Annotated in this window: 10 protein-coding genes; all 10 read right to left on the reverse strand. The window is 32.6% G+C overall.

Features of this window, described 5'->3' with window-relative positions; translation table 11 throughout:
- Nucleotides 1-37: 37 nt before the first annotated feature.
- The 10 genes from FND99_RS10415 to FND99_RS10460 all read right to left on the reverse strand — a co-directional run bounded on the left by FND99_RS10415 (nt 38) and on the right by FND99_RS10460 (nt 12,033).
- Nucleotides 38-1,213, reverse strand: coding sequence for a tetratricopeptide repeat protein (locus FND99_RS10415; protein WP_144337936.1), 1,176 nt, complete (start codon nt 1,211-1,213; stop codon nt 38-40).
- A gap of 106 nt (nt 1,214-1,319) precedes the next feature.
- Nucleotides 1,320-1,778 carry a hypothetical protein gene (locus tag FND99_RS10420; RefSeq protein ID WP_144337937.1) on the reverse strand — a complete coding sequence of 153 codons (459 nt, stop codon included), beginning with the start codon at nt 1,776-1,778 and terminating at the stop codon, nt 1,320-1,322.
- A 211-nt stretch (nt 1,779-1,989) separates the two neighbouring features.
- Nucleotides 1,990-3,384 (reverse strand): DUF4153 domain-containing protein, encoded by a 1,395-nt coding sequence (locus FND99_RS10425; RefSeq protein ID WP_144337938.1) that lies wholly within the window; start codon nt 3,382-3,384, stop codon nt 1,990-1,992.
- A 58-nt stretch (nt 3,385-3,442) separates the two neighbouring features.
- Complete coding sequence (locus FND99_RS10430) at nt 3,443-3,733, reverse strand: winged helix-turn-helix domain-containing protein (protein ID WP_008464519.1); 291 nt, start codon at nt 3,731-3,733, stop codon at nt 3,443-3,445.
- A 4-nt stretch (nt 3,734-3,737) separates the two neighbouring features.
- Nucleotides 3,738-4,352 carry a hypothetical protein gene (locus FND99_RS10435; protein ID WP_144337939.1) on the reverse strand — a complete coding sequence of 205 codons (615 nt, stop codon included), beginning with the start codon at nt 4,350-4,352 and terminating at the stop codon, nt 3,738-3,740.
- Between the two features lie 480 nt (nt 4,353-4,832).
- Entirely contained in the window at nt 4,833-5,720 is an 888-nt protein-coding gene (locus FND99_RS10440) for a bifunctional 5,10-methylenetetrahydrofolate dehydrogenase/5,10-methenyltetrahydrofolate cyclohydrolase (protein WP_144337940.1), read from the reverse strand.
- 128 nt (nt 5,721-5,848) lie between these two features.
- Entirely contained in the window at nt 5,849-7,201 is a 1,353-nt protein-coding gene (ffh, locus tag FND99_RS10445) for a signal recognition particle protein (protein WP_144337941.1), read from the reverse strand.
- 255 nt (nt 7,202-7,456) lie between these two features.
- Nucleotides 7,457-9,139: an MBOAT family O-acyltransferase gene (locus FND99_RS10450; RefSeq protein ID WP_144337942.1), complete on the reverse strand. Its 1,683-nt coding sequence runs from the start codon at nt 9,137-9,139 to the stop codon at nt 7,457-7,459.
- A 1-nt stretch (nt 9,140) separates the two neighbouring features.
- Complete coding sequence (locus FND99_RS10455) at nt 9,141-10,559, reverse strand: GDSL-type esterase/lipase family protein (RefSeq protein ID WP_144337943.1); 1,419 nt, start codon at nt 10,557-10,559, stop codon at nt 9,141-9,143.
- Nucleotides 10,552-12,033, reverse strand: coding sequence for an SGNH/GDSL hydrolase family protein (locus FND99_RS10460; protein ID WP_144337944.1), 1,482 nt, complete (start codon nt 12,031-12,033; stop codon nt 10,552-10,554). Before FND99_RS10460 ends, FND99_RS10455 begins: the two co-directional genes overlap by 8 nt.
- Nucleotides 12,034-12,189 lie beyond the last annotated feature (156 nt).

Raw genomic sequence — 12,189 nt, forward strand, 5'->3', positions numbered from 1 at the left:
AAATGGTGGTCAGTTTGCTCCGGAACTGGTGATCAATTTACACTGGAAAGTGGTGGTCAATTTGACCGGTTTTTCCATTTTCCAGTAATTTAGAATTACTTCTTTTTAAAGCACTAACAGAAGAGCGCAAATCATGGCTCACTATCGAAAAGAGTTTATCTTTTGTATTATTTAATTCTTTTAATTCATTTTTTTGAATTAAAATAATTTTATTGCTTTTACTCTTTTCTCGATAAAAATAAATACCTGCACCAAACAAAAAAACTAATAATACTGATACGATAAGAAACATATTTCTTTCTGTATTTTTAAGTTTATTTTCGGCTTCAAGAACATCGATTTCTTTTTGTTTTTGTTTTACTGCAAATTTCTTCTCTAAATCTGCCACCGCCCAAACTTTATTTTGATCTCTCAACGAATCTCTCCATGATTCATATTCTTTGCGGTAAACTAAAGCTTTTTGAAGATTTTTCCTGTTTTCTTCAACAATTGCCATATTAAGAGTCGCATTTTGTTTTAGCTCGAACGATTTGACTTTTGCAGCTAACTTGTACGCTTTTTCGAAGTACGGAATTGCTTGACTGTCTTTAAATTGATTATAATATAAATTAGCAATGTCCATGTAAGATCCAACAAGTAACAGCGTATCTTTTTCAAATTCTTGCAATTCTGAGGCTTTAAATAAATAAGTTTCAGCTTTATCAAACTTGCCAATATGTAAATAACATAGTCCTATATTATGAAAAGTATTGCTCTTTTTAAAATTGCAATGATCAAATTCAGGCCTTTCTACAGAATGAAAAAAAAATAAAGCATCTTTAAATTTATTTTCCTCTAAAGCTATTTCACCAAGATTGATTTGAACTTTACAATAAAATTTAAACTTTCGGGAAATTTTATTAAAATCTTTTACGGCCTCAGTAAATAACTTTTTTTCTTTAAAACTGAATCCTCTAAAATAATAACAGTAATCTTTTAATTCCAGATTTCCGTTACTTTCAAGTTGTCTTACAGAATAAACTAAGGTTGAATCCCAATTCTTTTTTGCAAAATAGTGCTGTGCTTTATAAAAATTGATATTGTCTTTATATTCTTTTGCTTTTAATTTTATTTCTTGGGAAAAGAAATCATTCTGAATGAGTTTTTCTTGAGAATAAAGATAAAAAGCTGAAGAAAATAATAACAACAAATTAAATACTACACTTTTTAGCATTGTCGTTTTTTAGGTGATCGAAAGAAACATACATATTACTTCTAATCACAAACAATAATACTTTTTAATTGCTTGTGATTTTAAAGATCAAAATTGCACAACTAAATTAGGCTGCTGATTGTACAGTTGTTACAGTACCTCTCGAAGTTACGGGATCTATATCCCATAAAAAAGTCTGAATCGTTTTTATATGAGATATTTGATCCTCAAAAGGATGAGATTTTGCCTCGAAGGTAACTTCATACACATAAAAATCTTTAGAAACTGTTTCAGACATGTCATAAGACACAAAAAATTGAAGTTGCGGAAATCCCTCAATATCTGTATACCAGTTTTGATAAATCTTAAGGTCTAGCGTTTCGTTCGAAAAAGGAGGTACAAAAATAACAGCTGTTATAGTTATTGTATCATCATCGTATAAAGCTTCAACAAGAGGTGATAGAAGGGATTTTGATTTGTTTTCGGGAAATTTAATTAATCCTCTCGAATTTTTTATAACTTCTGTAATTCTTTCTCCGGGTGGTTTAACTGTTTTTCTGCTTAATTGGTCGTTGTTGTTTTCCATAATACTATTTATTAATTACGTTTAGTTTACTTTGGGATAACAAAAAATCTATTCAATAGAGGTATTAAATCAAAAATATCGAAAATTATTACAAATCAAATATAGTAAAGATTTTCTTAAGAAATTGTTTTACAAGATTACAAATTCATAAAATCAAAAAACCTCTTTATCTATGATAATGAGGCTTTTAAAATATTTATATTTTAGATAATTACTTCTTTTTATTCAAAAACTCATAGTATAAAGCTTTAGATAAAAATGTCGCATTTTGATAATTGGCAACTAACTCCTCTCTAATACTCTCTGTCTCCCCTCCGTTTAAATTATTTTTTAAGAAATAATCTCGTCTAGCTTCTTCATTAAAATTCAGACCACTTAAAAAACGGGGTTCCACTCCTTTGTTTACAGAAATATTATAATTTGTGATCAGATTTCCCCAGTTTACATAACTGCATAAAAGAACTGTTCCGTAAAAATACCATACCATTTGGTTGACCAAATAAGCATTTGTTTTCTGTTTTGCGATTTTCAAAAAAGTATAAACTAAACCAATAATTGCCAAAATAAGAAAAGCATAAACTCCCAAACGCTTATATGTTAATCCAAAAAATGAAACATATTCTGAATTTTTAATGATCGTACTTATAATCAAAATTCCATTTAGAAAAATCCAGATTTTAGAAAGTGTTTTAAGAAGAGTTGCTTTTTTATCAAAATTGAATCCCCCTTTGAAATAAAACATTATTACGCCAACCGCCATTAGGATTGAAAGGATAACTGAATTTACTCTTTCGTGTGTAGCTGTACTCAATTTAGAAGCTTGCGCAATACTCACTTCAAAAAACTGCTCGTAATTGTACGTTGCAATAAAAACCAAAAGCATCAAATTTAAAAGCACTAAAGTAATTACACCACTTTTTCTTTCGAAATCTAAATCAAGAAATGAAAAAGTATTTTGATTTTTGACTTCGGCAATATTTTTAAATTCATTATCAAGAAGCTCATTCTTTTCGTAGCAAACTTCAGGAACCCAATAATTCCAGAAACTAAATGAAATATAGAAACCGGCAATACTAAGCAATAAAAGTTGTGGCACATCAATATCTAAAGTATAATCTGTAAATAATGATGAGAAATGGTCGCTTCCAAAAGAATAAACTGCGAAAAACAATCCAAAAAAAATAGCTGGAATTAAAACAAAAGCAACCAATTTTTTAGCAAAATTATTATGAATTTGTTTTTCAGGAAGCCACTGTTTAAAAATCCAAATACGCCCTAACGAAGTGATTCCGTTTAAAAATACCAACGGAAAAATCTGAACGATTTTTAATTTATTATCCTGCGTTTTAAACTGTAAAAACAATATTGACATAGCCATAGCAAAAAACGAGGCCGCGTCACCGTACCAACCAAAAGCCAGACATGATAAAACCGATGTTAAAACCAATACTAAATGTGTTCTTTCAGTAAATTTATCTTGAAATAAATAGCAAATGAAGCCAGTTAACACAAGTCCAAAAATAGACCAGTTAAGTCCTGGATCTTCTCTATAAAAAAGCAGTAAAAAAATAAAACTGCAAATTAAAATGATGTGGTGTTTTTTCATGATGATCAAGTTAAAAGTACTTTGTTTTTCAAAGTTGTTAGACAAAAAAATATAGTTATTACGATTTCATTAATTTTTCAAGATAAGAAAGGTGCTCTTTGAACGCCGCGCGGCCTAGCGGTGTTACCTGATAAGATGTTTTGGGCTTTTTGCCAACAAATTCCTTTTTAATCTCGATATATTCTGATTTTTCTAGTGCGGAAGAATGACTTGCTAAATTACCATCAGTGATATTTAAAAGCGTTTTCATCTCGGTAAAATCTACCCAGTCGTTAACCATCAGAACGGACATAATACCCAGTCTGACACGGCTCTCAAAATCTTTATTTAGCTTGTCGATAATTCCCATTGGGTTATTTGTATTTTTTGAACATCACTAATCCGTAAATAATATGCAGGATTCCGAATCCAAAGATCCAAAAAATCAACCCATATCCTATATAGAAAAGCGAAATACATCCTAAAATTAGCTCCGAAAAACCTAAATATTTTATATCCGAAAAAGTATATTTTTCGGCATTTACAACCGCAAGTCCGTAAAATATTAATGTTGACGGCGCTATTAATCCGTAATTTCCATGATAGATTAAAGCCAGACAAAATACGCCACCAACTGCAAGTGGAACAGCCAAATTGAAAAGCATATTTTTTGTGGCCGATGTCCAAATTGGCAAATTGTATTTTCGGCTTTTTCTAATTGTAAAAAAGGCTCCAAATACAAAAGCACAGACTAAAATTACAACACCAGTCAAAAATAAATGTGAAACCAAATTTCCTGACAACAGCACATGTTCGTCTGTAAAATATTCGATTCCATTTATTTTAAAAAGCTCATAAACGTACAACCCGCCAATTAGGGCAGAAAGTCCAGCAAAGACTCCTGAAAGTCCGCTTAAGGATATAAATCTTGAAGAACGCTCCATCATGGAACGAATATGTGCTAAATCTTCTTGGTGTTTCTGATTCATAATAAAAGTACTTTGCAGTACAAAGTTATTATTTATTTTGAATTGGCAAATAAAAAAAGATGAAATTATTGAAATAAAATTTGGAATGTTCTTGTGCCTTTGATTTGTATTATGGAAAATATATAATCCCTACGGGATATTTTTTGGGTGATGAATGTTGTTTCTACCGATATTTAACTCCTAATGGAGTTACCACTGAGAAATTAAATATGGGTAGAACATTATTTTGAAATGCTAATTTTAAACTACCGAAAATTATCTCGTAGAGATTAAATATTGGTAGAACAGATTATTGACAACAAAACTTTGTCCCGTAGGGACTACGGGACTACATAAATTATTTTATCTTGACAATACCTACAAGGTTTTAAAAACCTTGCAGGAGAAAAAGATTTCATAAATCGTGGCGACGCCCAAAGCATCAAAACGAAAAAAGCCTATTCATAATGAATAGGCTTTTTGGTATTATTTTGAAAAGAATTATTTATTTCTTGCACTTCTCATTTTGCGTGCCAAAAGTGTATTTTTAAGCAACATAGCAATTGTCATTGGCCCTACTCCGCCAGGAACCGGTGTTATGAATGCTGCTTTTTTGCTTACGCCGTCAAAATCAACATCACCTTTTATCACATATCCTTTTGCATTTGATGCATCTTCTACACGAGTAATTCCAACGTCAATAATTGTTACGCCCTCTTTTACCATATCAGCTTTTAAGAATTCTGGAACACCTAAAGCTGTAATGATAATATCAGCGTTTTTAGTGTATTCTTCTAAGTTTTTAGTACGGCTATGTGTTAATGTAACTGTCGAATCTCCAGGATTTCCTTTACGACTCATCAAGATACTCATTGGGCGTCCTACGATATGACTTCTTCCGATAACTACTGTATGTTTTCCGGCAGTTTCAACGTTGTAACGCTCCAACAATTCCATAATTCCGAATGGTGTTGCAGGAATAAAACTTTCCATTTCAAGCGCCATTCTACCAAAGTTTGTTGGATGGAAACCATCAACATCTTTGTCAGGATCGATTGCTAGTAATATTTTTTGCTCGTCAATATGTTTTGGCAAAGGCAACTGAACGATGTAGCCATCTAGATTATCATCTTCGTTTAACTCTTTGATTTTAGCAAGAAGTTCGTCTTCGGTAATGGTTTCCGGCAGACTTACTAAAGTTGAATCAAATCCGATTTCCTGACATGATTTTACTTTACTTCCTACGTAAGTTAAACTCGCTCCGTTGTTACCAACCAAAACCGCTGCTAAATGAGGCACTTTTCCTCCAGCTGCTTTTATAGATTGAACTTCGGCTGCAATTTCGTTTTTAATGTCGTTAGATGTTTTTTTACCGTCTAGTAGTTGCATTGTGTTTTGTTTCAGGTTTAAAGTTTCATGTTTCACGTTATTTGTGAAACTTAAATATTTATGTAATTAAAAAAGTTTCAAGTTTTGGTCTCTAACTTGAAACCTTAAACTTGAAACTTTTAATTTTATTATCTCGGCATTCCGCCTGGCATTCCTTTCATGCCTCCCATCATTTTCATCAGGTTTTTTCCGCCCGGACCTTGCATCATCTTCATCATTTTGCTCATTTGGTCAAACTGCTTCATTAACTGATTTACTTGCTCGACTTTAGTTCCGGAACCTTTAGCGATTCTGGCTTTTCGTTTTACGTCGATTATGGCAGGTTTGCTTCTTTCAGTTGGCGTCATCGAGTGAATGATTGCTTCAATATGTTTGAAAGCATCATCTTCAATTTCTACGTCTTTCATGGCTTTTGAAGCTCCTGGTATCATTCCTACCAAGTCTTTCATATTACCCATTTTTTTCACTTGCTGAATCTGCGTTAGGAAATCATCAAAACCAAATTCGTTTTTCGCGATTTTCTTTTGAAGTTTTCTAGCTTCTTCTTCGTCAAATTGTTCTTGAGCTCTTTCAACAAGGGACACAACGTCTCCCATTCCTAAGATACGCTCAGCCATACGTTCTGGATAGAAAACATCAATTGCTTCCATTTTTTCTCCAGTACCAACAAATTTGATCGGTTTGTTTACAATCGATTTGATTGAAAGCGCCGCTCCACCACGAGTATCACCATCTAATTTCGTTAAAATAACTCCATCAAAATTCAAGATATCGTTGAAAGTTTTTGCTGTATTTACAGCATCTTGTCCTGTCATAGAGTCTACAACGAACAATGTTTCTTGAGGCTGAATTGCTTTGTGAACACGTGCAATTTCATCCATCATTTCCTGATCTACAGCAAGACGTCCAGCTGTATCGACAATTACAACATTAAAGCCATTCGATTTTGCGTGTTTAATTGCATTTTGAGCAATTTCAACAGGATTTTTATTTTCTGGTTCTGAGTAAACTTCAACACCTATTTGATCTCCAACAACATGAAGCTGATTAATCGCCGCAGGACGGTAGATATCACACGCTACAAGAAGTGGTTTTTTATTTTTCTTAGTCTTTAAATAGTTGGCTAATTTTCCTGAGAAAGTAGTTTTACCAGAACCTTGAAGTCCTGACATCAAAATAACAGTTGGATTTCCTGATAAGTTAACACCAGCAACATCTCCACCCATTAATTCCGTCAACTCATCTTTTACCAGTTTTACTAATAATTGTCCTGGCTGTAATGTTATAAGTACGTCTTGCCCAATTGCTTTGTCTTTTACTCTAGCTGTAAAATCTTTAGCAATTTTAAAGTTAACATCGGCATCAAGCAATGCACGACGAACTTCTTTTAAAGTATCGGCAACGTTTACTTCTGTAATTTTACCGTGTCCTTTTAATATATGGAACGCTTTATCTAACTTATCACTTAAATTATCAAACATATTATTTTCTTTATTTGAAGTGCAAAGATAATCTAATTAGATATTTCAGGCAATTTTTATTTAGCTGCAATTTTACCACGAAGGCACTAAGTGACAAAGTTTTTTGTCTCCCGCAGATTTTGCAGATCAGGCGGATTATTTTTTTATATGGAGCATGAAAAAATCACCTAGATCTGCAAAATCTGCGAGAGAAAAAAAGGCACAAAGAATTAAACCTTTGCACCTTTGTTCCTATGAACCTTTGTACCTTTAAAATTAAAACTGGAAGTATATGAACGGTTGCGAACCTGCAACAGCTGTTGCGTAAACAATCCAGTAAACGAAACCTAGAATTATTGCTTTTACTAATATTGGTGTTTTATCAAAAACAGATTTCATTCCGTTTGTGAAGGTTTCAGGCAAGAAATGCCAAACGTAACCAAACAACATTAATCCGAAAACATTTTTGTAGCCAATGATAATTGTTTTCCAAAGTTCTGGTTCGAAAGTTAATTGTCCAATATTATTGATTACTTGCAATGCTGTTTCGAAATCTCTTGCACGGAAAAATATCCAGCAGAAAACCACAAAATGAAATGTGATTACAATTGAAAAGAATCTCCACAAGAAATTAGTTTTTTTTTCTTTTTTAGAAGGGAAAATTTCGACAAATATTTTATGAATTGCCAAAGCTAATCCGTGTAAAGCTCCCCAAACAATAAATTGCGCTCCTGCTCCGTGCCATAATCCACCCAATAGCATTGTGGTGAATAAATTCAAATTAGTTACCAAAGTCTGTTTCTTTTTGCTCGAAAGCAGAAAAGACAAACAGAAAAGCAAAATGGAAACCGATGCAACAATCAATGGAATTACACTGGTGTTATAACTCGTAATTCCCCAAAGCAATAATCCGAAGAAAAATAAACTTGGAAATAAATATCCGGCGAAAGAACCTTCGCGGTTTCCTCCCATTGAAATATACAAGAAATCTTTTAGCCAAGTTGAAAGCGAAATGTGCCATCTTCTCCAGAAATCTGTAATCGAAGTTGATTTATATGGTGTTCTAAAATTGACTGGTAATTTGAATCCAAGTAATAATGCAATACCAATTGCCATATCAGAGTATCCAGAGAAATCACAATAAATCTGGATTGCATAACCATATGACGCCATTAAATTCTCGAAAGAAGTATAACTCATTGGCGTATCAAAAACACGATCAACAAAATTTATTGATATATAATTTGAAATTACCGTTTTCTTGATCAATCCGCCAATGATCAAAAATAGCGCATAGTTTACATCGGCTCTAGTTAGATTTAATTTTTGATAAATCTGCGGAAGAAAATCTTTTGCGCGAACAATTGGCCCGGCAACCAACTGCGGGAAAAATGAAACGAAAAACAAATATTCGATGTAGTTTTTTGTAGGCTTAATTTCTTCTCTATAAATTTCAATAATATAACTCATCGATTGGAACGTATAAAACGAAATTCCCACAGGAAGAAAAACATCATGAAGTGCATAATTGCCATGAAACATATCATTGAAAGTCACGATCATAAAATTCATGTACTTGAAATAACCAAGCAAACCTAAATTCAAGATGACACTGATTACAAGATATATTTTCTTGGTACTATCTTTTGTTGCTCTGTAAATAATCTGGCTCAAACCATAATCTACAACCGATGAAAGCAACAAAAGCAAAAAGTAAATACCGCTCGACTTGTAGTAAAAGAAAAGCGAAAAGAGAATAACATAAGTTAATCTCAAATAAAATGTTTTACGCAAAAAGGCATATACAAAATAAAAAACCAGAAATAATCCGAGGAATAAACCCGTATTAAATAATAATTTTTCGTCTGGATTATAAACAAACCAGCTTTTAACTTGTTCTATTGTAATTGCACCAAAATTTTGGATGAACCAATCATTAATGCTATCTATTGTTATCAATTTAATTCTTTGATTTAAAATTATCGTATGCTTTTAATACTGCCTGCGCAAACAAATCGCCTTGTTTTTCATATCCTTTTTTAGAATAATGAACCCAGTCTGGACCAATTATTTTCTGCGTTTTTAATTTTCGTATTCCGTCCATTCCTCCAAACTCATCGTATAAATCCCAAACGGCAAAACCGTCTTTTTGTGCGATTTCCAAAATTTCTTTTGTATAATCTCTTATATAAGTGTTCGGCTTTTTTCTTAATAAAGATGGTGGTGGCGTCGTTACAATTATTGGAACATTTATATTTTGAGCTTTTATATTGCTTATAAATTCTCTCAAATGCTTAATATAACCTTCGACTTCCAGATGGTCGTAGCTTTCGTTTGTCCCTAGTGAAAAAACCAATAAATCTGGATGTACGGCTTTCAGTTGTTCAAAAAACAAAGGATATTTATTGTAATCTGAATATTTTGCACCGTTTACACCAATATTACTATAGAGTATTCCATGTGCATCTTTTTCTAAAACAATTCCGTTCAATTCGTATTTTGATGTCTCTTTATTCGGAATCAAATAAATTTTTTCTAAAGCTTTATCGGAATTATAATAATGAGAAAAAGAATCAGCTTCTAAATTCAACGGAACAAATTCTGAACTTTTAATTATTTTTTCTTTGGTCTCGTTTGTCGGAATTTTCAAAGTTCGACCTGCGCGGATATTGTTTGATTTTAATCCGTTCGCTTTTTTAATCTCTGCAACCGAAATATTGTATTTATCAGCAATTGTCGAAATTGCTTCTCCTTTTTTAATTTTATGTGTGATTACTTTTTTCTCTGAAGATTGAATCAAATTGACTTGAGATGAAGTTGCCAAATCAAACATATGCTGATTTTGAGGCGTAATAATTTTGATCGTATTAAATTTATACGCCATATCCTTTACACGCAGTTCGACAGCAAAACCGCCGTTGTCACGCCAAAGTCCGATACCACTTAAACCAACAGGAGCATTTTTTGTTGGAAGAATATTTCGATAACTTTCCCAAGATCTATTCGAATAAAAGCGCTCATTATAAGATCCATTTGTTTTAGCCAGCTGATACGGAAAAACCAAACCTCGACCGGCGTTCCCAAATTGCTGTTGCAGTTTTTTACGCACTTCATTGGTCATTAAATCGCCTTGAATATGCGAATCCCCAATATGAACAATATTTATTTTCTGATTGCTTTCGTTTTCATTTTTCTTTAATTTTTCAAAAAAATCATTTAATGCTTTTGCATTATAAATTTGATCATCAGCAACCGCATCGGTCGTTATGGAATCGACTTTGTGAATCATATTTTTTGTTGTTGGAAGTGAATCTGTTTTTTGCGTCTTATCATTTGCAGAGAAAAAAAGACAACAGAAAATAATAATCAGTTTATTCATTTACACTATCTTTTTTAACAGAGGTAGAATCTGTCTTGGTTTTTCGAGCTGCTTTTTGCTGATTCGAAACAGCTTCACGTTTTTCACGTAATATTTTATATTCTTCGTAACCTTTATTTAATTGAGTATATAATAAATTTCCAATTGCTTTTGCGCCGCGCTGGTTAAAGTGCGTGTAATCTTTATTGGCTCTGGCCGGAGTTTCATCAACCCATTTCACCATCGATCCGTCGCCTCCCATCAAAGTATATAAATTTACGAAACCAGATTCTGTGTCAAGCGCATATCTTTTTTGCGCTTTCATTAAAGGTACAACTGCTGAATCGGTTTTCATTTCCATATCATATTTGGTCGATTTATCAGCCGTCGAGACAATTAAAATAGAAACACCTGGAAACGATTCTTTAATTTTATTCACGGTTTTTGTCATTCCTCTTTCGTACCAATTATAATTTTTGGTTCCGTAATTCAACACGTTCGTTCCGTAATGCAGAATAATCAAATCGTATTTCAATGTATTGTTGAAACCTTGCATTACATTGGCATTAAAAGTCGAAATTGGCAATCCTGAATTTCCTCTTTGCGAGAAGTTGTCCACGTGAACACCAGTTCCGTTGTCAAAATTGAAACCGTAGATCGGAATCGAATCTGCATTTACGAAGTTAGCTTTAAAAGCTTTCAAATGTCCTGAACTTACTTTTAAAGTATTAACCAAGTTACTCGGATTCAGATTTTTCTTCAAAGTATCTTTTCCAATAATAAAATTCACTTTCCCTTTTTTAGATGCTCTTCCATAAAACAAAGTTGGATTATCTAAAGTAGTTGAATATTTATTTGTTCCGGCTTCATACTGCACCCAAGTTGAGTTTGTATTATCATTGGCAAAAAACACGTGTCCGTTTACTCCAAAAGGGCTTGAAGGTTTTTTTACATTTAAGTACGATTGTGTTTTCCAATTTTTAGAATACGTAGATTTTACCGAACCGCGCGATGCCGCCGACTCAGAAGTTATCGGAACAAAACCAACTCCGTTTCCTCCAAAACGTTCTTGATAATTGCTTCTTACATCCTGAACAATCAAATCACCATCGGTCATTGAATCGCCGTAATATGCAATTCTCACATTCGATTCGGGATTTTTTTCTAATTGGTACAGCTTTTCATAAAAAGAAATCAGGTATTGATATCCTTTGTAATTATCAAAAGTTTCAGATGGAAATTCAATTCCTTCAATATTTTCATAAACGATTTCTTCTTTTCCTTGAGCGTCTTCAACTGCTTCAATGCTGTCATTATCTGTCAATGAATCTTTAGCAACGGCTTCTAAAAGCAGACTGTCGATTAGTACGTTTTTAGAATTTATTTTGCTTTCAGAAAAAATCTTATTGGGCAAAACCTGCTTGAATCCAATAAAAGCAACGAATGCTAATGCAATAATGGCGAAAGACTGAAAAAAATATGATTTTGTATTCACTTGTAATTTTAAGTTTTGAAGTATGAATTACCAAAATTAAATTATACGAAATTTCTGCTAATTCTTTTAAAAAAAATATGTGCAAAGATAAGATTAAACCTTTACTAAAAATTGTTTTTATAAATAAAGTAAAAACAAAAAAAGAGGTCAGACGAA

It is taken from the genome of Flavobacterium daemonense (assembly GCF_007341385.1).
GTDB lineage: Bacteria > Bacteroidota > Bacteroidia > Flavobacteriales > Flavobacteriaceae > Flavobacterium > Flavobacterium daemonense.